The organism is Enterobacter sp. 5-4, from assembly GCF_000612205.1.
GTDB classification, from domain to species: domain Bacteria; phylum Pseudomonadota; class Gammaproteobacteria; order Enterobacterales; family Enterobacteriaceae; genus Enterobacter; species Enterobacter roggenkampii.
In genome coordinates, this window is the sequence record NZ_JFHW01000028.1 from 1 (window position 1) to 23,396 (window position 23,396).

General features: G+C 51.4%; 25 protein-coding genes and 1 pseudogene. 2 read left to right on the plus strand and 24 right to left on the minus strand.

Annotated elements, in window-relative coordinates:
• Positions 1–368: 368 nt before the first annotated feature.
• From AA74_RS0118785 to AA74_RS0118880, 21 genes are all read right to left on the minus strand, one after another.
• Complete coding sequence (locus AA74_RS0118785; protein ID WP_025913007.1) at positions 369–3,557, minus strand: host specificity protein J; 3,189 nt, start codon at positions 3,555–3,557, stop codon at positions 369–371.
• A gap of 62 nt (positions 3,558–3,619) precedes the next feature.
• Positions 3,620–4,561, minus strand: coding sequence for a hypothetical protein (locus AA74_RS0118790; protein WP_025913008.1), 942 nt, complete (start codon positions 4,559–4,561; stop codon positions 3,620–3,622).
• Between the two features lie 43 nt (positions 4,562–4,604).
• On the minus strand, positions 4,605–5,234 hold the full coding sequence (locus AA74_RS0118795) for a tail assembly protein (protein ID WP_025913009.1): 630 nt from the start codon (positions 5,232–5,234) through the stop codon (positions 4,605–4,607).
• 32 nt (positions 5,235–5,266) lie between these two features.
• Positions 5,267–5,977: a C40 family peptidase gene (locus AA74_RS0118800; RefSeq protein WP_025913010.1), complete on the minus strand. Its 711-nt coding sequence runs from the start codon at positions 5,975–5,977 to the stop codon at positions 5,267–5,269.
• 1 nt (position 5,978) lies between these two features.
• Positions 5,979–6,734, minus strand: coding sequence for a phage minor tail protein L (locus tag AA74_RS0118805; protein ID WP_025913011.1), 756 nt, complete (start codon positions 6,732–6,734; stop codon positions 5,979–5,981).
• Complete coding sequence (locus AA74_RS0118810) at positions 6,731–7,078, minus strand: phage tail protein (protein ID WP_025913012.1); 348 nt, start codon at positions 7,076–7,078, stop codon at positions 6,731–6,733. Before AA74_RS0118810 ends, AA74_RS0118805 begins: the two co-directional genes overlap by 4 nt.
• 35 nt (positions 7,079–7,113) lie before the next feature.
• Positions 7,114–10,041 carry a phage tail tape measure protein gene (locus tag AA74_RS0118815; protein WP_025913013.1) on the minus strand — a complete coding sequence of 976 codons (2,928 nt, stop codon included), beginning with the start codon at positions 10,039–10,041 and terminating at the stop codon, positions 7,114–7,116.
• The gene (locus AA74_RS01000000122325) at positions 10,038–10,457 is read right to left on the minus strand and encodes a DUF1799 domain-containing protein (RefSeq protein ID WP_320699898.1); all 420 of its coding nucleotides are present in this window, start codon (positions 10,455–10,457) and stop codon (positions 10,038–10,040) included. Before AA74_RS01000000122325 ends, AA74_RS0118815 begins: the two co-directional genes overlap by 4 nt.
• Positions 10,349–10,660 (minus strand): phage tail assembly chaperone, encoded by a 312-nt coding sequence (locus tag AA74_RS0118825; RefSeq protein WP_025913015.1) that lies wholly within the window; start codon positions 10,658–10,660, stop codon positions 10,349–10,351. Before AA74_RS0118825 ends, AA74_RS01000000122325 begins: the two co-directional genes overlap by 109 nt.
• 64 nt (positions 10,661–10,724) lie before the next feature.
• Positions 10,725–11,396 carry a phage tail protein gene (locus AA74_RS0118830; RefSeq protein ID WP_025913016.1) on the minus strand — a complete coding sequence of 224 codons (672 nt, stop codon included), beginning with the start codon at positions 11,394–11,396 and terminating at the stop codon, positions 10,725–10,727.
• Between the two features lie 66 nt (positions 11,397–11,462).
• Positions 11,463–11,873: a DUF4128 domain-containing protein gene (locus AA74_RS0118835; RefSeq protein ID WP_025913017.1), complete on the minus strand. Its 411-nt coding sequence runs from the start codon at positions 11,871–11,873 to the stop codon at positions 11,463–11,465.
• Positions 11,870–12,454, minus strand: a complete 585-nt coding sequence (locus AA74_RS0118840; RefSeq protein ID WP_025913018.1) for a hypothetical protein — start codon at positions 12,452–12,454, stop codon at positions 11,870–11,872. Before AA74_RS0118840 ends, AA74_RS0118835 begins: the two co-directional genes overlap by 4 nt.
• 1 nt (position 12,455) lies before the next feature.
• Positions 12,456–12,806 carry a hypothetical protein gene (locus AA74_RS0118845; RefSeq protein WP_025913019.1) on the minus strand — a complete coding sequence of 117 codons (351 nt, stop codon included), beginning with the start codon at positions 12,804–12,806 and terminating at the stop codon, positions 12,456–12,458.
• Positions 12,806–13,288: a DnaT-like ssDNA-binding protein gene (locus AA74_RS0118850; protein WP_025913020.1), complete on the minus strand. Its 483-nt coding sequence runs from the start codon at positions 13,286–13,288 to the stop codon at positions 12,806–12,808. Before AA74_RS0118850 ends, AA74_RS0118845 begins: the two co-directional genes overlap by 1 nt.
• A gap of 36 nt (positions 13,289–13,324) precedes the next feature.
• Positions 13,325–13,558, minus strand: coding sequence for an Ig-like domain-containing protein (locus AA74_RS1000000123480; RefSeq protein WP_063137823.1), 234 nt, complete (start codon positions 13,556–13,558; stop codon positions 13,325–13,327).
• Positions 13,559–13,605: 47 nt separating this feature from the next.
• The gene (locus tag AA74_RS0118855) at positions 13,606–14,559 is read right to left on the minus strand and encodes a major capsid protein (protein ID WP_025913021.1); all 954 of its coding nucleotides are present in this window, start codon (positions 14,557–14,559) and stop codon (positions 13,606–13,608) included.
• A gap of 11 nt (positions 14,560–14,570) precedes the next feature.
• On the minus strand, positions 14,571–15,341 hold the full coding sequence (locus AA74_RS0118860; RefSeq protein WP_025913022.1) for a hypothetical protein: 771 nt from the start codon (positions 15,339–15,341) through the stop codon (positions 14,571–14,573).
• A gap of 80 nt (positions 15,342–15,421) precedes the next feature.
• Positions 15,422–16,519 (minus strand): phage minor head protein, encoded by a 1,098-nt coding sequence (locus tag AA74_RS0118865; RefSeq protein WP_025913023.1) that lies wholly within the window; start codon positions 16,517–16,519, stop codon positions 15,422–15,424.
• 1 nt (position 16,520) lies between these two features.
• On the minus strand, positions 16,521–17,909 hold the full coding sequence (locus tag AA74_RS0118870; protein WP_025913024.1) for a DUF4055 domain-containing protein: 1,389 nt from the start codon (positions 17,907–17,909) through the stop codon (positions 16,521–16,523).
• Between the two features lies 1 nt (position 17,910).
• Entirely contained in the window at positions 17,911–19,218 is a 1,308-nt protein-coding gene (locus AA74_RS0118875; RefSeq protein WP_025913025.1) for a terminase large subunit domain-containing protein, read from the minus strand.
• Entirely contained in the window at positions 19,196–20,164 is a 969-nt protein-coding gene (locus AA74_RS0118880) for a terminase small subunit (RefSeq protein ID WP_025913026.1), read from the minus strand. Before AA74_RS0118880 ends, AA74_RS0118875 begins: the two co-directional genes overlap by 23 nt.
• A gap of 174 nt (positions 20,165–20,338) precedes the next feature.
• On the opposite strand from AA74_RS0118880, the gene AA74_RS0118885 reads away from it, so the two are divergent.
• A complete protein-coding gene (locus AA74_RS0118885) occupies positions 20,339–20,875 on the plus strand; it encodes a hypothetical protein (RefSeq protein WP_025913027.1) in 537 nt (178 codons plus the stop codon).
• Between the two features lie 446 nt (positions 20,876–21,321).
• Here the strand turns inward: AA74_RS0118885 and AA74_RS1000000123485 are convergent, their stop codons facing one another.
• The gene (locus AA74_RS1000000123485; protein ID WP_155267977.1) at positions 21,322–21,825 is read right to left on the minus strand and encodes a hypothetical protein; all 504 of its coding nucleotides are present in this window, start codon (positions 21,823–21,825) and stop codon (positions 21,322–21,324) included.
• Between the two features lie 124 nt (positions 21,826–21,949).
• A pseudogene (locus AA74_RS01000000122330) lies at positions 21,950–22,182 on the minus strand (terminase small subunit); the annotation flags it as partial.
• A 21-nt stretch (positions 22,183–22,203) separates the two neighbouring features.
• On the opposite strand from AA74_RS01000000122330, the gene AA74_RS0118900 reads away from it, so the two are divergent.
• Entirely contained in the window at positions 22,204–22,635 is a 432-nt protein-coding gene (locus AA74_RS0118900; protein WP_025913029.1) for a hypothetical protein, read from the plus strand.
• A gap of 78 nt (positions 22,636–22,713) precedes the next feature.
• Here AA74_RS0118900 and AA74_RS0118905 read toward each other — a convergent pair whose 3' ends face one another.
• Positions 22,714–23,229, minus strand: a complete 516-nt coding sequence (locus AA74_RS0118905) for a hypothetical protein (protein WP_025913030.1) — start codon at positions 23,227–23,229, stop codon at positions 22,714–22,716.
• Positions 23,230–23,396: the final 167 nt, after the last annotated feature.

Sequence of the window (23,396 nt, forward strand, 5' to 3'; positions counted from 1 at the left end):
TACTGCGCCATTTATGCCCTCTCTATCTGGAAAATGAGATACGCCGCGGCCGCAGGCTCAGTCCCTGCGGAGTAGTCGGTATCGCCCACTGCCGATACCGTTGCGGTGCCACCTGAAATAGTGATCTTCCTCCGGCTCGTTCCCCACTGATCACCGCTCATGATCTGAAAGTAAGAAAGCTTGCACCCCGGTGGAAGCACGACTGAGTAAGAGCCTGTTTTCTGGTTCTGAGCCAACTGAAGATATCCACTTACACTGACTGGCTTAATCCCATAGTTGTTCGCCCTGCCTGAGGTGTCCCAGGTTTCAACTCCGTACTGAGCCATAGCTGTTCATCCTAAAAAAGGCCCCCACCTGAGGCCCAATGTTTACCATGTTCCCGTGATTCTCCCGATCTGCACCCTCAACACATTGTTGGCGTCACGCACACTAATTGTCTGGTTTGTCTGTTTCATGGCTCCCTCTCCAACTGTCGAACCGTAGTTCTCGAATGTTCCTGATTTATCCAGCCTCCATCCGACAGACCCAGCAACGTAGTTATTGGACTGGATGAAGTCGCCGATTTTGGCATTGGTGATCGTGCCATCCTGAATAAATGCGGAGCTCATAAAGACTTGACCATTGATGACAGCGAACGGAGAGTACTGGGTATCACCGCTGCCGCTCATCAGTACAAACTGGTTAGCGTTGAAACCAACTCGGGTGACTACCGGCTTCCCCGCCTCTGCAAGCACTGCAATAGACATCCCGGCGTTGTACATCACCCCGTTTATTCTCACACCTGTTTTGAGGGTGTAGATTGCCGAAGCACCGGAGGCATCTACGACGGCTGTAAGCTTGTCTTCCAGGGAAGCGGTGACGTCCTCTATCTGCGCCTGTACCTGCGTCGAAAGTTCGGCCATTGCCTTATCAACTTCAGCAATCGTCGTTTTAACAACCAGAATATCGGCACGCACTTCCCCGTATTGTGCCCACTGGTGCTCGACTGTTCCGTGGTTCGCCAGGGCGTTCTGTAGTATTCCCTCAATGTTTGTATCTATGTCACCAGTGAGGCGCTCCCCATCAGCAGAGGTAAGAAAATCGTTAGCGATATCACCCAGATAATCATCGGCGTTATCGTTAGACATCCCCCGGATCCAGTCGGTATACCCGGACTCGTTACCCGTTCTGTCGACAAGCTGTGCGCGGTACCAGAATTCCTGCCCTGCTTTAAGGCCGAGCTGGGTGTATTCCGCAGATGGATAAGGCACGTCTGAGAGCAAAAATGGATCTGAAAAGTCACTGTTTGCTGTGTACTGAATTTCCGTTTTTAGCGTATCGCCGGTGTTTGCCGGGAAACCCCAGTTAAGACGAATCCCCCAGTTAATGCCCGTGGCTGTGAATCCTACTGGCTTAGGTGGATTGCCAACTTTGCCGGTCAACGTCTTCTCTTCTGAATATCCCCATCCTGAAGATATTTCGGCAGCATTGATGGCCCGCACGCGCACAAGATAACGTCCGGCATAAATTCCCGGAACGTCGAATGACGTGGTGGAGCTGCGCGGCACGTTAACCCAGTTCCCGTCGTTGCGGCGCCATTGCGCCTCATAGGCGATAGCATTTTGAGCCTGGTCCCAGCTCACGCGCATCGTTTCGATGCTGATATTTTGCTGCACCACAGAAAACGAGCTGATCACGATGTTCGCAGGCGGCGACTGGTTACCTGGCGGGATCACGCTCACCGGCCGCTGGTCAATGATGGCTCCGGTATCAATGCGATCGAATTTATCCGGATCGTGATTTGCACCGACGATTGTGAACGTGCCGTCATTATTATCAGTTACCGTAATAACGCGATACTGCTGTGCGTAGAGCTCGTCAGACTCAATGACCCATACGGCCTCAGCCACAGGCGTTTCGCTGTAAGCGGTCGTAACGGTCACTTTATTGCCCGTAATCGACTGAATGGTGCGTGACTGTGAAACACCCGATGGAAGATTGACAATCATCCTGTCGTCTGCCGAAGCATCCGGCGCCCTGTCCAGCGTCAGCACGCGACCATTCACCGCAGAGATACGGCCGCCCAGGTCGCGCCCGGAGAGATTTCGGTCCGCTACAGCGATTACATAGCCAGGCTGCGGAATGTTGCCATCTTCCCCTACATTGAAAGTAACAACGCGATCTTTGTTGTTGGTGAGGATCCCCCATCGCCCTTTCCTATTCGCTTCCGACTGACGGGTACAACCGATCGCAGTTATCTCAAGTTGATTAAACCCATAACGCGCAACCAGCGCCTGCTCAAAAACAGGCTCCATCGCATCAGAATAAGCGTTATCAGGATCAGACCAGGACACCAGCGCATTGGTGTAACGGTTCTTTGTGGTGCTGCTGGAATAGGTAAAGCGCCCATCAATAACGTTCGCATGCGTGTATGTAAAATCAACATCTCTCGGCATGTCCGCCAGCGCCACAATCTGGTCGTCGCCCCAATAGGTCATCCCACGGAAGATTGCAGCAAAATCACGCAGGACCGTATAAGCGTCGTTGCGTTCCTGAATGTACACGTTGCATGTATAACGTGGTTCGGTACCACTTCCGCCTTTGCCATCCGGTACCATTTGATCGCAATACTGTGCAACCTGGTAGAGCGTCCATTTATCTATGTTGGCCGTTGTAAGACGATCCCCAAGTCCGAAACGGTCGCTAACCACCAGGTCGTAGAAAATCCATGCAGGGTTATCGGTCCAGGCCCATTTAAATGTCCCAGCCCACGTACCGCTATAAGTGCGGGTTTCGGGGTCGTAAGTATCCGGTACGCGGATAACGCGGCCGCGGGGCTCGCAGGAGATCTGCGGGATAGAGCCGTTAAACTGGCTCGAAACGAATTCGATATAAAGCAGCGCTGTGTTTGGATAGCGTAACTTGGCATCAATTACCTCGGTAAAGCTCTGCAACATCATCGTGTCGCCGATCTTCGCGCTGTTGGCATCAGACGTTATCTTACGGAGTCGGATTGTCCAGGTACTGCCAGCCTGAGGTAAATCAATACGGTGGCTGCGCTCGTAACCTGAAGTCGTTTTGCCGGTCACACTGGTATTGAGTACCGTCTGCCATGTGCCACCATCCGTCTGCAGGTCAATCGCATAATTAACCGAGTAACCGACCAGATCGCCGTCGTCCTCCTGCTTGAAAAGCGAAGGCCATTTCAGGCGCAGGCGAACCGCTGAAAGCTGCATATTGGTAAACGTGCGCGTCCACGCTGTAGCGCTCGATACCTCAGTTCCCACGTTGATTTCGTTTTCGGTACCGGGTATGCCCTGAATATATTTTTGCGCCTGAGTTCCCGCGCGAAATTCCCACGTAACGCCGCTGAAGTTTTGAGAGCCGTCAGCATTCTCCAGAGCCGTTCCGTCCAGGTAGATATCTTTCGCCGTCAACTGCCCTGCAAATTCACCCTCACCTAGTGCAACGAGGATTTTCGCCTTTGCTATAGATTGCAGATCGTCAGGCTGTTCCGTAGGGGTCCGGGAATTGGAGTTACCACCCTTGCGGCCTGTAATCGGAGTAGAAGTAACCATATTGCACCCATAAAAAAAGCCACCCTGAGGTGGCTAGATGAAAGATATTTTCGTAAGTAAATTCAATACCAATCTCTGAATGTGTATGTTTGTTCGGTTTCACGAAGGTTTCTCCCGACAATTTTTGATAAAGCTCGAAAATCTGGCTTTATTATTGGGATAAGACTTGCTAAATAAGCAGGGCGATCGTTTATAACCCTAACAACTTTCGCCCTTTCACCAATCATCTTCATTTCAATATTACTTTCAGCTATATCAGGAAAACAATTCACAAAAGAATCCATTTCTTTCAAGACATGATCCAGTAGAGAAATAAAAAGCTCTGTCAAATGAACATGATGAACTAACTTTTCCCCTTCCAAATGTAATAGCACAAATTCTAGACTAACTTTACGAGGATCGACCTTTTGCTGACGACAGATAGTTTGGATTTCCTTTTTTATATCCTCCTCGATTGCATTCCTTTTGTGCAGAACAAACAGAATATAATTATAATTATTTACAAATGCCTTTACCCTCATTAAATTCCGCCAACTTTTACCGAAATCTTCCATTGAAGGTTCAGATGGAACAACACGAACAATCTTTTGATTAATCCAGCGGGAAATTTTTTGCATTATTGTAAAATTACACGTTTGCTTAGGCTCGATAAAATAATACCTTGCGATATCGACACCCAAACTTCTTTCATCAAGCATAGTAAATGGAATTGAAAATGCTCTTTTATATGGATCAACCTCAGTCAAACCAATGTAGTTAGATTTTATTGACACTAGCGAATTCAAAGCTGAAGTTACATCAGACAATAATTTATTTGCCAAATCAAACCGCTCCCTCTCAATCCTGTGCCGCTCCTGCCTTTTATTAAAAGAATAAGCCACACCGGCACCAAGTAGAGCTGAAAAAAAAGCAACAAAGAATGGAAAAATATAGTCCTTGAGCACATCTCCATCTTGCTTGAGCTCCAAAATGGATCTAGCTATGACTAAAGCATCTTGATTCACGATTAATATCCCTATTACAACTTATTCCATATATATAACATCTTTAGAATTGGTCTTCCACATAGATACCAGCGGAGATGATCGCGCCACCTATACGGCGCCGGCCGTACAAGAGTGGTACCGGATTGCCCTGAGCTGTCGTATTTGTTACTCCACCAAAGGCATAACTGGCTTGGTTATCCGCAGATTGCTTACTGGCGAGTCCGGTTGTCTGTGGAGATAGCATCTGGACTACGCCGCCAATCGCCATTGATGCCCCAATCCCCGCCACAGCGCCCCATCCACCAGCGAAAGCAGTACCACCAATCCCAATCGCGGCCCCTCCCGTGACGAACGCAGCAACAGCGACAAGGGCAACCCCGAGGATTGTCTGAAACACCCCGGCTCGCTTACTTCCGATGATCACCGGCGCGATGCGGATTTCCTCTGTGCTCCTGTCCATACTGAGCTCATCGTTTAAGAGGTTTCGTTTCCCGCTGAATACCGCATAAGTTAAACCTCGTTGCTTACTGGTATTCAGGAAACGTTCAAAACCCGGCACGATAACGCTTAGGGCGCGGATGGCCTCCTTTGGTGAGGCTACTGATAAACGATATTCACGCCCGAAGGTGGCGCCTAGCACGCCGTACAATCGAATTGTGCGGACCGGCTCAACATTGAGTAATGCAGCCATTTTTCCCCCATAAAAACTGTCACAGGCGGTTCTCAGAAACAGTCTTTAAAGCGCAGTATTTTCATTGTGCGCTCACGCCAGTAACCGCCATAAGGTACGCGCTGGCTCAGATGCCCATAAAGGTGATGCAGTAGCATGTTGCCTTCCAGCAGAATCCCCGCATGATTCCACTTATCAGCCTGAACCTGCATGATCACCAAATCGCCAGGTTTTGGCGGCCCGTCGAATTCACGGAATCCGCACTCATACCAGCAATCCTGATAGAAGTTGTCCGGGTAGTCGTTTTCCCACCAGGGATAATCGACCCGGTAATCGTGAAGCTCTATCCCGTGCGTTTGCCGGTAATAGCTCATCACCAGACCCCAGCAGTCGAAGTGACCAAGCACAAACGGGCGCTCCAGAAGCGGCAGTTCTCCACGCGGCTGGATGGTTCGTAAATCCCCCTCCGGCCAGCTCACGATATGCCAGGGTAAAAGGGTTGCATCGCATTGCGCTTTATCCAGCTCGCTCGGTTGCGTCGTGGCATCCGGGTGACTGTGAGCGATGGCGATCACCTTCCCCCAGTCTTCTGCAGCTGCATAGTCTTCGGGACAAAGTATAAAATTGTCCTCCGGCGCCGCGGCAAGATTCCGGCACGGGAAATAACGTTCAACACGGCTTTTCTGCGCCACTACGCCGCAACACTCGCGAGGATACTCAGCTGCAGCATGTGCCATAATCGCATCGATGGTTTTCTGACGCATATCAGCTCCTGATCAAAGACGTGCCCGGAAAACCACCGAACGAGAGTTCGTTATTTTCGCCGAATCGAAGTTTGCAGGCCGTCAGCGTGCCGTTGCATTCATCCAGTGACGGATCGCTCACCGGGTTGTTGTTTTTGTCGAAATAGCGGGTACCGGCATAGTCGCAGCCGTCGCCGGTGCGATATTTATTCCGGATACACCAGGTACACAGAGAATGAAGTTGTCGCGTAGGGATCATCTTTCCCTGTAACGACATTGGGCTATCGAGTACAAATTCGATACTTTCGCCCGGAATTTCGCTGCTTTTACTATCGATGTAAAAAACTCGTTTTCTGACCTGTTGCGGATCAGCTGTTGGGTTACCTGCTGGGAAGTTCTTCGCATCGAGATAGTGCGAATAGGTGTCATGGATAGTGACTTTCGCCTGTAGCATATCGTCATAAGCAAGGCACAGCGCTGTAATCTTGCTTTCGATATCTGCAACCGTCAGCGTTGGCTGGGCGCTGTTGCCTTCTGTGGATGCTTCAAGCCCTTCAATTTGATACGGCCAGGCGGCATATTCTTCCCCCTGCCACCAGATGCTTTTCGCCTCCAGCGTTGATTCATCACCACCAGCGGCGGCGATTTCTTCTTCCGTGTGCGGGAGGTTGTACGCGTGAAATCGCAGTACATCATCGACGCCGAACGTAGAGCCATCAACTTCGATAAGCCGGACTTTGTTGCCGGGCTCAAGGCTTTGAAAGTCTGCTGTGATCATGGTGCGTACGCCTGTTTGAATGTTGCGGAAATGGTTATGACTTTGCTGGATAAGGGCTGTGACTTGATTGATTCGGCCTCGATACGATACAGCCCAGTTTCGCCAACTGGCGATGTCCAGATGAATGATTTGGTGACGTGAGAACGAAAGAACTTCAGGGCCTGAAGCATGTCCGCTTTTTTCCCCGTGAGTGTGACCGGCCATGACTGCTTTTCAGGGTTAATGCCTTCCCCGGCGATCTGCTCATAGCCGTCGCCAAAGGTTGCAGAGCGCGTTTTAAGGCTGAACGATCCTTCCATTCCCGCCTGAATCTGGGTTCGCCACGTGAATGTTTCGATTGTCATGCTTTCTCCAAGCATAAAAAAACCGCCTGAGCGGGTTATCGTGATTTGGAAGCATTCCAGATGAGCCCTCCAGGCCTCAATTGCTTCGCAATACCTTCGCGCACTGACTGATCAATAGTTTGCTTAAAGGCTCGGGACATCGCATCACTACCAGCGTTTGTTTGCTGTTGCGGGTTCTGGTTCTGCACAACAACAGACGTTTGGACCGTCACATTCCCTGAACCAGCAGCCTGTAATCCGTACATCGGTGCGTTTCCGACGTAGCCGCCGTTTGCATACCCCTGAGCGCTCCGCATAAGCGTGTAGAGATTACCGACACCCAGCGCACTGGTAGCCTTCTTGGTGAATACGAATTCACCGCCATGAACCACACCTTTTGGCTGATATTTTCCTCCATCCCCGGTATAGCCAACAGCGCCGCCATTAGCGTACTCAGGAATAAAGCCGCCAGACCATGCCTGTATTCCAAAGAAATTACCTATTGCCGTGCCACCAAAGGCTGACTTCATTCCATTAACCAGAGCCAGTTGCGTCAGCATCTGGGCGATGCCCTTCAGGAAAGTAGACAGGAAATCAGAGAAGTTAGATTTACCAGTAGTAAAAAAGTCAGTGAGCGTGCTGGCCATCCCGGTGAACGTATTGCTGGTAATCGTCTGAACCTGCGAGTAAACATCGGTCGCGCTGTCTTCAAATTCAGCCCAGCCCTTTTTCGCGCCAGTCAGCCAGTCTCCACGTAACCTGTCCTCTGCCTCATAGTAATCATTCGCCGCTTTGAGCTGCTTCTGATAACCCTCGTCTTCAAGCGAACCGCCAGCATTCTTCCAGCCAGCGGCAAGCTGACTCTTTGCCAGCTCACGTTGTGCCTGACGGTCACTCATCCCTGCACCGTTCACTAATGCAGCCTGCTTCTCTGCCATCTGCGTGACGTATTTCTGCGAGGTATCCATTCGCTTGTTCAGCTGTTCCTGTGCGGTAATCTGATCACCTAACAGGGCTTTCTGCCGTGCCAACTGAAGCACCTGGTCTTTACTCGCCAGCAGGGATTGTTCCTGCTTTGTCAGTGAACGTGAACGCGAGGCCTCCTCCAGCACCTGAAATTTCGCTTCAGTCGTCCACAGATCTTTGCGCTGCTGGCTGATAGTATCGTTCAGCCCTTTATGCTGCTGCAGCGCGCGTAACTGTGCCTGAAGCGCCAGTAACTCGGCCTGGGCAGCATCCGTGCTGCGATCGCCAGCTGATAAAGTGCCCTGCTTTCCGGTTTTCGTCTTTTTGCCAAAAGAAGCGACTCCTTCCCGATCCTTCTGGGTGGTTGCGGTACTTATCTTTCTGGTCGTATCGAGGTATTTACCTGCGCTGATATCAGCCGCATCCCAGTCTTTTTTCAGCTGAGAAACACTGTCGCCATAAGCGCTGGCCATTTGTTCGTTATAGTCCTGCCATCCCTGCAAAGTATCCGTTTTCGCCCAGTCAGGAATGAGATTAATCGCAGCCGCGATAGAGGAAGAAATGATCTGGTTCAGCTTCTGGAAAACGATCGCAACGCTGTAATAAATTGCGTTGAATTCCTTCAGTGTGTTTGATGCCAGCTCAGCTACCCACTGACCGATACTCTGTATGGCCTCAGACGCCCAGCCCTTGATATCCAGCCACAGGCGGCCAAACGGCGTCAGCGAGTCGTAAGCCTGTTCTCCTCGTTTTGCCATCGTATCGCCAAACAGGTCCATAGCCTGCGTAACGGCCGCGGTCTGGTCCTTTTGCTTGATCAGATCGTCAACATGCTTAAGTTGTGAAACGGTCAGGAAATTATATTGTTCATTGAGACTCTGCAGCGCTTTAACGGGGTCTTTTTCGATGTCCTTATAGGCTTTGGTGATGTCCTGCGCCGAGACTATACCGGTCTGAACCGCCAGCGCCGTAGAGCCTGCCGCTTTTTCAAGCTGCTGCTGTGTGAGCGAACCCATGCTAATCAGTTCAGTCATCAGACTCTGAACGGTTTCTACAGTAGCTCCAGTAGAGGCAGCAATAGACTGGGAGGAAGCCATGATCTGGAGCGCTGACGTGCCGGCAATGTTACCAGTCCTGATAATGGCCTTGTTGATTTCGTCGTAGGCGGTGAAGTAGTCCGATCCCGCTTTGGCCGCAATCAGTACAGCACCGGCCAGGCCACCAATTGCGACTCGGGCAGGGGTCACCATCGACAACATCGCTTTCAGCGCATTGCCTACACCGCCAAACGAATCACGGAGCTGACCGCCCTGCTGAATGGCAACCATATAAACAGGCATACCGGAAGCCAGTGAGGTCACAATGTCGGTAATTTGCATCGGGAGATAACGCATCGCGTTGCGGTATTGCCCCGCGCTGATCGCTCCTGACTTCCACGCTTCCTCCTGCTCTTTCAGTCGGGCGATCATCGGTGCAGCACGATCGGACACGCCAAGTTGGGCTGCTTTTAGCTCTAACAGTTCTGCGCGCGTTTTTCCGATTGCTGTAACCTGCTCCTCCAGCGAATCGATAAAGGTTTTACCCGCCGCAGCTGCACGCTGCGCTGCCTGAGCCTGTTCAATGCGAGCCCGCCCCTCTGCGGTCTCAGACTCCATGACCTGCGCCAGTTTAGCTCGGGTCGTCTCAAGCACGCTGTTGTAGCGAGTAAAGTCTTCATCCCCTACCAGCCCTTTACCTCGAAATTTCGCCAGGCTCTCCTGGATCGTGTCCAGTTCATCCAGCGCCTTGTTTACCGGGCTAATTTTATTCAGCAGGTTCTGCAGCTCCTGGCGCTGCTGCTTCAGACTTTCGCTGTTTTTCTTCTGGTTATCGATACCGGTGCGGAACGTGCTGTTCAGGTCATCCGCTTTGCCTGCCGCGGCGGACGCGGTCTCCTGAAAGCGATCCAGTGCCTGATTACCGCGCTCCAGCTCACTGGTATTTACGCGCAGGGAAATCGTGGCGATATCGTTACTCATTCCGCCCTCTCTTTATGCATAATTTTTAGCGCAGCACTTTCCATCACCCGGATGTCCGAAAGCGCGGTTGCCTCGTCGTCGACGTTGTGCAAACGCATCACCCAGGGCAAAACGTTATAGTCGAGCCCGGACGCGCCCCCCATTCCCGTTCGCCATTGCGTACTGACAGTCTGAAACACCAGGAATGAAGTCCATACATCTGGCCAGACGTCGATGTAATGATCGTCGTAATCATCCGGCGTAAGCCCGTATGGTGCCAGGTCTGCCGCTGTGGGTTCAGGCGTATAGAACGCAGAGGCAACCGCTATCAGTTTTTTTCGCGCTGCCCCATCAGCTCGCGGTAGTAGGTTTCCGGGATGGCCTTCATCGCCGCCGGATAGTTTTCCAGCAGCACCGACAGGTTTTCCGCGTTGAATGCATCGGGAAGTGCCCAGCCAGCAATGATTTCCATCAGAAAATCAGTGGCGGTTTTGCCTTCCAGTTTTTCCAGATTAGCCAGCTCTTTGAGTGGCTTATGATTAAACGTGAAGGTCAGCACGCCATCCTCATCGCCGGCGCGCGGGATCGAGACGTTGGCCTTAAATGTAGGTTTTGGCTGAAGGGTGAATTTGGTCGCCATCGATACCTCTTAACGGAAAAAAGCCTCCACAATGGGAGGCATGAAATAGTGAAAGCTCTGACGGCTAGGCGGCAGCGTCAGTCACCTTGTAGAACGTCATCGCCGGTGACTGCAGGTTCAGCACCACACTTACTGTCTCTACCTCGTTAACCGCAGTAGTTGGCGTATCGTCAAAGGACGCCGTGGCCGCCCAGTAACGGTTTTCCTTCGCCTTCGGCACGTACATGTAAGCCGCAACCGTCTCTTCGTCTTCGTCCAGTTGGCGCAGCAACGGATATACCGGGAGAGTTGAGTCGTGAGCGATCGAGTAGGTCTGAGAGACTGCGGATTTATAGGTATTCAGGTTTCGCTGGCGGTCGTCGCTCAGGAACTGAATCTGTGTGGTGTTCTGATCGCCACCAGATTTCGACACCTCAGTAATTTGCGGCAGCTCGGTCCATTCAAGAACCTTGCGGATCGAACCGGTACCGCCACCAGCGGCATATTTGTTTTTGTTGGTGGTATTGATATTGCGAAGAGTTACGGCGCTTTCGGCAATCGCATCAATTTTTGCAATGACGTTATCAACACCGGACCAGTTGCAGTTCACATGAACAATATCACCCACCTTGAGTGCGTCCGCTTCACTCACGGTGATCACCATATTTTCGGCGTTCGTCGCCCCGGTGAAAGATATGGCTGGGCCATAGCCCGATGCCAGATAGACGTGGGCGCCATTAGGCAATGCAAAGCCCATATTGGTTACTCCTTTAGAAACGGGAAAACCGGCAAAGAGCCGGTCAGGTTTAGTAGGTTGTGAGGATTAGCTGGAGATATCAGCTCGATAATTGAGACTAACGGGAACGGTATAAGAGACAGATGTAGTGATCCCGCGGAAAACACCAGGCGTTTGGTCTATCCAGCATGTAAAACCCCTGCCTTCAATCTCCTGCCCCTCGGGGAACAATTCAGCCACGCGGTCAGCCAGAGCCACAACATCGGTACGGCCTATGCCGACAGGGGCCACAACGTTAATCTGGTATACACCTGAATAAATGCGGCAGCGCAATCCAAGGTCTACCGTACGCGGCGTGGCGGGCATGTCATGGACAGCAAGATAGAACGCATCAGATGGCGGTGTAAACGGCACGTTCTCCCATGCAACCGAAATGCCCTCGGCATCAGCCCAGGTACCCAGTCTGGTGGCCAGTGCAGATGCAATATCAGGAATCACTTAGTCACCTCCCTGACAGCTTCCTCAAAAAATCGCTGAAACTCAGCAGCAGTAATGCGGACCATACCGCCCGGAGCCTGGGAAGAGTGCCCCATCTCCAGTCGATACGCGTAAGGGACGTTGTTGCAGAAATAAATAGCCTTCATCCCGACTTTGAACAGGGACAGCGTGTAATTCCCTGCGGCTTTTGTCAGATTTCCGGTTTTATCTACACGTCCCGTTTCATATGTGGTCGGTGCATCAAAAGACACCTGCCAGTTACCGCGAAAGCGTCCGCCCGTATACCCCGGCGGTGTTTTGATATCCATCCCATCAACTAGTCGAGCCTTCTTTTTAAGTCGTCCGGTTTTAGTCAGGTTGGCAGGGTCCGATTTTTGCGCTTCGTTATGGTCGTATACCGCCTGATTGTAAGAGGCTGCCGTCTGGTTGATGCCCCAGAGTTCGGGGTTGCCGACAGGTGACATCATCACCAGTTGATTAAGGATCCGAATGCCGACAGCACGTACGACCGCTTCCTGATTCGCTTTGGCTTTGTCCACGAACGCGGTGATGGCAGCCGTGAACGCCTTATTATCGTCCATGTTATGCCCTCAACTGAGCTTTGTAGCAGAGCACCACAGCGCCCGGTTTCACGGGGTTTGGTTTAACTACGCGGTGGCTTACGCCGTCCACGTCGATCAGATCGCCGGTTTTAATGTCCTTCTCAGCACTGAAGACAATCCGAACATCGCCGTTTTCAATGACGGTTCCGTCAATTTCACCTGGCGCGTAATCCGTCTTAACTCCTGTGGCGGTGAACTGGATATCATCGGAACAATGCTCCACACCACCGATGACGATTAACGAGCCCTTACGCGTGACGTTGTATGCAATGCCGTTCTGCTTGAGCATACGAGTCGTTGTCGCCTGCATTCGCTGATAGTTGATGGCCATTACGCGCGCTCCGCGAAAGCATTGATTGCATATCCACGCCCACCAGCCAGGTCGCCGAGAATAGCCATTACCGCCGGGTAGGATGGTGTGAACACCTCACCATCGGCAACCGCATAGGTCATGGTTACGGCGCCTTCGACACGTTCGGTTTTAACCGCGGCCTCACGAACGCTTGAAAGCAGATCGCCCTCAATCGCCTCGATAGCCAGCATACATTGTGCGGAGGTAACCTGCCGCGGCACCTGGTCGTGTGGGAAATCATGACCATCCAGAACGACATTCACACGTGGCCATGCCAGAGCCTGTCTCGGGTCAGTTTTTGAGCCAACCCAGTCCAGCCCCTCTAGGTAATCCATCGCCTTAATCAACAAAGGAGTGAGGTTGTCAGGCAGTTCAATGCCGCGTATTGCCGCAAACGAGGCAAGATCCTCTTCACTGGCGTAGCTGTTGGCATCAGGAGAGGTGATATCTGTATTGATCATCGAATCATCCTGTTTATGGGGCTTTCGCCCCATTCGTTATTCTCCGCCAGGCGCAGTGAAGGTGATCTCATCAGTGGTTTTCGCCACTCCTTCAACCGTGCCGGTTACCATGAAGGTGCCAGCAACGTCTGATGTGAGTTTCACCGTCGCCCCACCTGCAGAACCGGTCTGAGAACTGGCCGTGCTCAGCGTGCCGCCTGTTGATGTCCATGCGACGGTTTTACCGGATACACCGGAGCCATTCAGCGTGTATTTCAGAGAAACAGTCACCGCGTCTGTGCTGTCAGCGGTTGCGGAGGTTTTATCCGCTGACAGCGTTACTCCCCCACAGCGGATCCCAGCTTAATCAGCACGCCAGCCGTAGATTTGTTGCTGGTGAAGTGCTTCTTCCAGTTACCTGCAGTGCCGATTTTGGTCAGGTCTGGGTTATCGCCTTTGGAGGTATCCCAGCTGTAACCCAGCAGGTCGACATTCACCACGCCTTCAGCGCGGTATCCGATAGCCAAGTTTTCCTGGTCGTTGATGTCGTAGGAACGGAAGCCCGGCGCCTGAGACTCGGTGACGGTAACCGCTCCGGCCACCAGCCCAAGGATCGCATCAGCGTCCATGGTGTCGGTAACCAGCACAGGTTTACCCAGGGTGCCTGGTTGGCCACCGTAGACCACCACGCCTGCTTCTTCGTAGATTTTGTTGGCGATCGCCTCATCCACGATGTCGAAGTAAGTGGCGGAGTGCATAACGAAGAGGACAACACGGTTGAACTTGTCGCCGTACTTACGCAGGCCGCGCGTCAGGGTCTTCTTACCGTCTGTTTCGATATCGGCGGTGACCACCATGTCGGCGTTAGCACCAATCGCCGCAGTCAGCGCTTTCAGGCCATATTTCACGTAGCCTTCCAGCGTCGCGTCAGCCACATCAGTGCCGATCACTTCGGAGAACTCGTCAACCGAGCGGCCGCGGCGTTTGAACGCTTCTTCTGTTGTTTCGTATGGACCGTATTTCCACGGCGCTTTGACGGATACGGCTTCACCGGCACCAATCTTCTTACCCGTCACTTTTTCGGTGGAATTAACGTCACGCGATTCGATAGAGCCGCCAACCTTGTAGAAGGCACGCTTGCGGAAGTCGCCTTCAATCAGCTCGTTATCCAACAGGATCGCTCCGTTGGAGGACGCGTTGAAAATAGCCAGGTTGTCCTGGCGGCGCTCGAGGAAAGCGGTCTGCGCCAGGTCGTCATAAATAATCAGGTCACTATTAACAGTGGTAGGCATGGGTTAATCCCTTATTTCGGAAGTTTGAGGAAGGCCTGCTGGCCATGCTTGCGGATGTAGTCCGCTTTGTCGCTGGCGCTCATTTCGGAACGTTTCAGGCTGCCACCGCCGTTTGGTTTATGTCCGCCCGCGCCGGTACCTTCTGCGCGTGGAAACAGATGCGGAGCCGTCTCCTTAAGAGACTCCGCCCATTCGAGTGGACTCAGTGGCGTTTTGCCGTCTTTACCGAACAGAACATCGCCATTTGCATCAACTGCTACGGCCTCGCCTTCGTCGTTGAGCTGGAATGTGCCTTTGGCACGCAGAATCAGATCGTCGGATGCTTCCGGCAGCGCGCCAGCTTTTGAGGCTGCAGCACGGATTGCATCGCCCAGAACTCGATCCCGGAATTTGTTGGAGAACGCTTCGGCTTTGTCGGCGCGTTCATTTGCGGCTTTAATCTGCTTATCAACGTCAGCACGCAGACGCTCGGTGCGCTTATCGAGCACCTCATCAATTTTCCCGGCGGCAATCAGCTTTGCCTCTTCGTCGTCGGAAAAACGCTGGAGGATCCCACGTACAGCATCAGGATCGATACCATCGAAGCGCGACAGGGTTTCTTTTTGCTGCTTGATGGTGCCCAGCAGCTCAAAGTTTTTTGATTTCAAGCCAGTGACTTCGCTGGTCACACGCTCATCAATCAGCTTCTGGATTTCTGGGGTGATTTCGATACCACCGCCACCGCTGCCCTCTCCGCCGCTTTCAGGTGCGTAAAATTTCAGAAGCATGTTTCGAATTAACATATTTTCCCCTCGGGATTTTGCCGGGCCTCGCCCATAAAAAAGCCCCGGCGGATACCAGGGCGTGAAGTAAGATGTGGTTGTTAGTTGTCTGTGCCTGAGAGCTGCTTAAGACGTTCCAGGGATATCCATTCGCCTTTGTCAGTAAACATATCAGCCAGGTTGATTTCACCCGCGCGGAACAAACGGCCACGCTCGGCACCCAGTACCTGATCCTGGCGTTGTGCCGGCTGGCGCGCGAGCCATTCCAGATACGAAGTTTTCCCCGGTACCTGCCCATCCATGCTAGCTCGAGTCCCCTCGTCCATCTCGCCGATATCGATGCCAAGTTCGCGCCACGACTTGAGGATCAGGGTTTCGGTAGAACGGCAGCAGAAATGAATCTTCCCGGGTCCCTGCAGGTAAGGCACCTTATGCCCGACCGGCTTGTTATCCAGGGTGTAGCGCAGCAGGTCACGAATAATGCAGTCGTGGCTGGTTTTATTGTCCAGAGTAGACAGCCACTGCTTACCTTTCACGATATCGCTGTTGGCACTTGTGAAGCTGTTGCGTGCTGTTGCAGCCAGATGATTCACAGCTGTTTTAGCGATGCTGGCGGCGTTTGCCCTGCTCATCTGCAGCGCGCCATCGCGATAGTCTTTGTTGGCGTGACCACGAACATTTCGCGCGATAGTTTCTACCGTGTCGCCGGCAAGATAACCCCTGCGGACGGCGTTCACGATACGCGCCAGCCTGTCCGATTCCAGATTATCCGCCCACTCACTCAGCAGCCGCCCCTGAAAGGGCTGCGCCATCGCCGCGGCATAAACAATATCGGCAGTGATGCCCTGCAGCGGATATCGCGCTAGCACCTGAGATGGTAGAAGGGAATCGAACAGGCTCAGCTGATAACTGGCTTCGTTCTTTGCCAGTGCCACCAGCTCATTTTCGAGCCCCGCCTGCATGGACGCTACGGCTTGATGGTTAAGTTCGCGCACGCTGCCCAGTAAACTCTCCAGACGGTTAACGGTGAAGCTCTCAGGAGGCAATCTGTCCAGCGCATCGAGCAGGCGGGCTGACAAATCCGCGTCCGTCTCGTTAAGCAACTTCACCATCCGATTTGCCACACCAGTGGCGTAGCGACTTAACCAGACGGAATGTGCGATCGACTCATCGCGCAGGCTTTCGTTAATGGTGGCCATATCAGCCTCCGGTCAACGTGGGTGCCTGATTGCGAAGCGCATCAATAACCTCGTCCGGGCTGTCTGCCGGGTCAATGAGATCGAGCTTCTGTAGCGCGCGAATCATATCGCTGTCGCGCAGCGCACCGGACTGCCAGGCGTTGACGATCGCCGTCACCATGCCCGACTCAGCAACCTTCGCAATGAATTCCTGATTGATGGTGTAACTCGTCGTTTCGCCCTTGATGCCGAGGTATTTCGCACACCAGCCAAGCGCCAGCGTATAGGCTTCAGAAACGTTTGAAACGCAGATACCGAGCACCGATGTTGAGGATGTTTGCTCACCGCTCGCCTGGGTTGCCGTCTTCGCCGTGGCGTTCTGCTCAATCAGCCGGGCGCCAAGCTGCACCATGTAATCGCGTTTGCTGTCCATGGCCTCTTTAGCCAGCATGTTCGGCTGCGCCTGGGCATAACCAAACGAGCCCTCCTTAGGAAGCAAAAGCGGTGATCGGGAACCAATTTTCACGCCCTTCTTCTCGAGGTGATCGCGCCAGTTGGTATCGAGCCCGGTCATATACGGCTGCACCTGGCCACAAAACCATACGCTGTCTTCATAGTCAGCGCTGTTTCGGTAATGTCCGTGGTTTATCTCCACCAGCGCGGCCAGGGGGGAATCATCGATAGTGGGATCGTTGTTCTGAGCACCGACAAAGGTGAACGGGATTTCGTCCCAGTAGTCCTGCCCTTTGGGCTTAGGACGGTATTCACTGTCAACGGTGTATGTTCCGCTTGCTGTGCCACCAGCCCGGCGCCATACCCGGCAGATGAACCGCCCTTCTTCCAGCGCCAGCTCGCGGTACTGGATTTCATCCTTGTAAGCATAGCCATCCGGCTCTTCTACGCATTCGCGCAGGATCACAAGCACCAGCTGATCGCGTCCGTTAATTCGCTTTGTTCGCCAGTTGATAATGTTCTCTGCCGGATAGCGGAGAATGATCGCCTCATCGGAGGCTTCAGCGTAATCGACGTAAATGCCCTCTCGCGCAACCTCCAGCACGTTCTCTGCCACCAGTTGCGACTGCTGATAAATGCTGGTACCGGCTCCGTCAGCATTGTCCAACAGGTACTTAAGCTTCTCCGGACCGTTAAACGTGGGGTCCTTGCGATACGCCATCCCAAGCATGCCGATCTTCGTATTGCCGGCAATGGCGTAGAACACCGCTCGGCTCAGATAATCTTCGTTGCGTTTGCGGTTACGCGTGGATTTATCGGTTGGGTCGAGATAAGGCAGATATTTATTACCCGCCGCCTTTACGGCCTCAGCTCCTTTGCAGAAGTCCCTGTATTTCCGCCAGGCAGCAGAAGCCGCCCGGTGTTCTGGTCGAACCCAGGTGATATCGTCGTTTGCCATATCAGAAAGTTGTGTCCATTGTGATTGAGTATGCCGGCTTCACGATCGGATAATCCTTCACGATGAAGTACCCACCAGCATCATTGGGGTGATCGTTATCTGCTGATTTATCCGGTTCTCCATTGGCCGCCCAGATTTGCTGTTCGAGGCTTTCGGTATAAACCGGGCAGTTCTGGACGTTCACCAGATAGCGGCGTTCGCCGTTGGCGTTACAGAACATGGCGTTCATCGAGTTGATACGGTCCTTAACCGGCGGGTTGGCATCATCAACAATGACGCTGAATCCGGCATCGTTGAGCTGAGCAATATCGGTCTTGCTGGCGTTCTGCGATTTGCGTGAGTCACCAGAGGCATCCGGATAGATGTAAATCTCCCGGCTTTTAACGTATCGGCCATCCTCGTAGCGCCAGAACTCTTCCTGGATACGCTTAATCATCGCTGGCGTATCGTAGACCTTCACCAGCTCACGGACCGCGCGCGGCAGGCCATTACGCTTAACGTGAACAATCGCGGCCATTTTTCCCACGTTGAAGTCCATACCAATGAACAGCGGATCCCCGTCCTGAATCTCGTCAGAACAGTTATTCAGCTTACGGTTAAAGGTGTGGTAAATGGTTCCGCTATTGAGGTTTGTGAACTTCCCGCGCAGATAGGCCTGAATCAGTTCATCAGGGTAAGAACTCAGCAGCGATGGGATGTAATCAGGCGGCAGATTCTTCGCATTGTCAAACGTGCTGGCCTGAATCAGGCCATACAATGCGGCAAGCTCTGGCTTTTCACGTACCGCCTTCACGAACTGCTGGTAGACGAACTTGAACCCTTCTGGCGTGGTCGTGACGTCAATACCGTTACGCAGACCATCAACCTTGTAACGCATACGAGCAATGATTTTTCGCCACGCCTGCTGCGCTTTGGCAGCCGCCATGACGTCCAGCTCATCCACCATCGCGTTACCGATTTTGAAACCAACTATCGAGCCGGGCTTCTCCATCGAGCGGCAGATTGTCGTCCCGCGATAACGCCGTCCCTCGTAGAAGTGAACCTCTTTGTTCCCCTCATTGATTTTCACGCTCAGCCCCCAGTCGAAGGCCACCTCTTCAATCGTCGGGTAGAAGATGTCACGAATCTGCGGGTATGTCGGCGCGAAGTAACCTTGGTTAATCTTCGGATGCTCCCACATCCCTTTGCAGATGCCGCCACAACCCACCCATGTCTTACCGGAACCGAACCCGGCAACGTAGGCTTTGAATTTGTGCTGCATCGCGAGGAACCGCGCCTGAGGAATGTTAAGTGTCGGGCTGATCCCCATCGTCTGCCCTCGCATCCACTACGTTGATATTGATCTGCACTGGGGTTGGTTCATCGTCCTCACCATCACCGGCCAACTCTTTACGGAGTTTCTCAACCTCCAGCTGCCGACGTTCGATTTCAATCTGCTGCAGGCGCTGCGCAAACTCGCTATCCGCCAGGCCGAGGCGCTTCATGACAGCTTCGAACATTCGCTCGCGGCTGATTGCTGTGATTTCGACGCCATTTTTGCCGACCTTTACGCCGGAGTATGCGAGCCTGGAAACGGCCGGGAGTTTGCGTGTATCAGGGAAGTAAGGCTGGCCAATGCCGTCACCATTACAGCGCGGGCATTCGGGGTTTGGTTCTCGATTGTGGTCGTAACCGTAACCACCAACATCGACGGGCTCGCGCTTATCGCGTTCTGTAGCTTCCAGCCGCTTCTCTTCGAACTCCACCATATCTCGCCACTGGTATTGATGGCCAAAGCCCCAGCAATAACGACAAGCACCGCGGCGATACTGCGAAAGCTGGTTTGCATCGAAGGTGGCGAGCTGCCACATCTGCGCGAGGACTTCATCGGCACTGCCAAGCGTGCGCACAATGGAGGCTTTCTGTTGCTGCGCAATAGCCTGCGCAACGTTAGGATTCGCCATGAGCTGACGACCGTAATTTGGGTCACTATAGCCAGCACGTGCAGCGGCGGCTGTGGCGTTATTGTCCTTCAGGTATTCCGCGACAAATAAGCGCTGCTGAGCGGTAAGTCCATCATCATCCAACAGCTCATTTGCGCTTTTATCTTTCTGCGCAGGTTTTTGCGCAGTTTGCGCAGTAGGTTTTTTGATATATCGACGGGCGGTAACGTAATTCAGTCCCTGCGCTTCACACCATTCCTTTGGTGATACGCCGGTTGCGGCATGTTCGGACAGGAACCGTTGCTGAAGCTCGCCCCAGTCCGGTTTTGCCATTGCTCACTCCAATAAAAAAGCCGCACGATGGCGGCTACTGTCTGTATATCAGGGTGTTGCTTCGCTTTAACCCTAGGTAAAGTGGGTACTCAGCCCGTCAGTGGTGGGACACTGACGCATTTAAAAGCGGAGAAGTGGCTGAGTTCATTTTTCACTTTCAGTTAAGGAAACCCCATGGAAATGACTGATCGCCATAATTTCACCCGATTCCCTTATCGTCGCGATGTTAGAGAAAACGGTGATATCAATAATGGTGGATTTGACCTTATACAATTCCCGGAAAAGATAAATGACATCCATGAAGTTCACGATTTCCCGTGGTTTAAAGATTTCATTGCTGACGTCAACAGCATAGATGGCTTGTTTATGACTTTAGGATGCGCTATCGGCTATGAGGAGGATATGCTGTACGGGTACATCGACTTCTCATTACGACCGAATATACCAGCCACCATTAAAAACGACCTTGTAAACCTCGACGATCATTTTTACAAATATCTCTCGCAGGCCATGCAGGATGAGGAAACCCGCCAGAAGGCCATTCAATACACTCAGAGTATTTTCCTTTGGCTTGCATCGCCTCTTGAAATCTACGGCGAAGAGTACACAAAAGTGAATCTGACATTTCGTGAGAAGAACCAGGATGGGTTGGCGTGGGCGTTTGGTCACTTATGTTATTTTTTAACAAAGCAATTTCCCTCCAATCTGTAGATCTTTTGTTATCTAAAAAGGCCAGGCGTTAACATAAATTGCGTCAATAGTCGCAGTACCGCTCACCATTCGTTGGTCGCATTGGTTCAAACCTCCACTCACTTGAGTTTCCACTATGCGACCTCTTTTCTCAGACCATCAATTTTGAAAACGGTGTGCATCTGAGATCCGATAATCACCTTTCCTGCAAATGAATGAGAGACAATACCGAACGCCAGCATGTTACCTACCGCGGCGCCAGTCTGTTCTTTCGCTCAGAAGCGATAACTATCTATCCCAAAGTAAAGGCGGATGATACCTTGGGAGAACGCTATCGCATAAGCGCGGTTAGGCTAGCGTTCAGCTGTAAGACTATCTACTATCAGCGCGTGCGATGCGCATAAAAAAGCCACAAGCGAACGCAAGTGGCGTGAGATTTTGAGATAAAAACTTACCTAGAGACTAATTTAGGTGATAGGTAACGGCCTTAATAGGCAACCTGAGTGCCCTTGCTGCACACCATATCCTTCTAACGCGAAGTAACCCTGAAGTCGATAACCACCTTTATTCCAATAAAGGTGTCTTTCGTGTGGTCCGCTGACTTGAATTAGAAGAGAGGAAGAATTAAGACCACTAAGACTCTCGCCTTCATTTAAGGGGGTGAAATTTTCAACCCAGAAAGTAAGAGTCGCAGTGACATTAAATTTACTTTCCCCATCACACACAGCATATTCGCAATCATCACTATCAAATTGAATGTTAAGGTATATTTTTTTGTAATTATTTTCTTCCAAAAATTTTCTAAAAGCTTTAGCATTCTTCGACAAAGGCTTTAGATAACATTCATTCGTGTGTGCCTTCTTAGCAGGAAAAGATAGTTCTTTCGAAACCGAATATGCTTTCCACGCAAAGAACGCTGCTACAACGCCCACTAAGAAACCTAATAAAGCCATTATGTCACTAATTGTCATAGTCACCTCACATTATAAGAGACCATATCATGCATTATCACAGGCACTCAGTGAATACCTTCTTTCAAGTCTATCCCTTTTGGGGGTGACGACCGTTGGATGCGGCAGTTCGCTTGCCAAGCTCTTGGTCTATCTCAATGAGATGATTTTGGATGTATATCGCATTTATGCTTACCAGATCATTGCGTTGCGCTTTAAGTTCGGCAATTCTGGACTGGATGTCAGGTTTTGATAGGTTTTCGGACACAGTGCGGTTAGCTGTCTTTGCGCTGTACCCGCCCGAATAGCCGCTTGCGTGGCATCTAAATCGATGAGGTACTCGCGAAAGAACATTTCTTGCTTGTCGGTGAGTGCCATTTGAAAACCTCTGGAGAGATTATGGACGCGTTAAAGTTTTCAACATTATCCCGCATGCTTAGTCAGCACGGAGAAGATCTTCAATTTAAAGCAGAAAACCTATTTGAACGTGTTTACAATTACTGGAACAAGTCGCAAACACTTAACTCACAGATAAAATTTTCCAAAACTGCTGATGGAATCGAAATTGTTATCCCACAGTGCGATTTTCAGTGCTTTGGAGAATCCAAGATAAGGTTCTACGACTCTAAACCTGTTAACGAGATTACGTTTTTCACAAAGGGAAGCGATAAAAAATTACCTTTTGCCGTTTTTCATATCAATCAAGATAATGAGTTAAGCGTTCCCGGCAATGCTGAGGCACCAATAGTAGATTTAGACTACGCAAGGTCAGTGGAAGAACATTTCATGAACGAGCTTATTATGGCAGCCTCAAAGGCCTGTCTTGTATAGCAATCCAAGCCATTAAAAAAGCCACTCGAAAGTGGCCTTTTTTATGGCAAAAGCAAACCGCCCGGAGGTGGCAACGATTCACAATGTTATTTTTAGCCTATCTCTGATGGCAGCATTTGTACTCTGGAAGGTTTCCTGCACTTTCATTGCACATGCGTCAATTTCTTTATATGCATGCTCATGGTTCAGGTTCCCTTTCATTGTTTTCAGGTAAGTACTATTCCCGATTTCCAAGAATTCTTTGATTTTTGATAGATTTGTACCTAGTTCTGGAAAGTAAATAAAAAGTATAGTTTCTAACCTATCATGCAATCCGGACTCAAGCGGTTCCTTTGCCTGTAAATCTTGACGCTGAGTCTCAGTTATTTTACCTCTGAGAACAAGCAACTGATTTAGTTGATAAATCCCTATGTATTTTTGCCACCTTGAAATCAGAGAATGGAGTTCTTCCCCCTTTTCCCTCATTACCTTGTTTTTTTCCTTTTCCTTCTCATAGGAGATTTGTTTTTCCCAGCGTTGATCAGCAAATTTGTTAGCTAAAAAAGCACCGCATAATGCACTTAATGCACCAATCACAGCAGGCCAGAGGCTCATGCACAGCTCCATTGATAATTTCTAGATGAAGTGGAGCATGATACATTATTTGGGATTCAGTTCGCTTCGCGACACCTCAAACTTCCTTATCGCCGCCTTATCCAGATTGCATTGCCCCAGCGCAGTATAAAGCTGAGCGTTCAACTCCAGACTTGCCTGCCACGTGA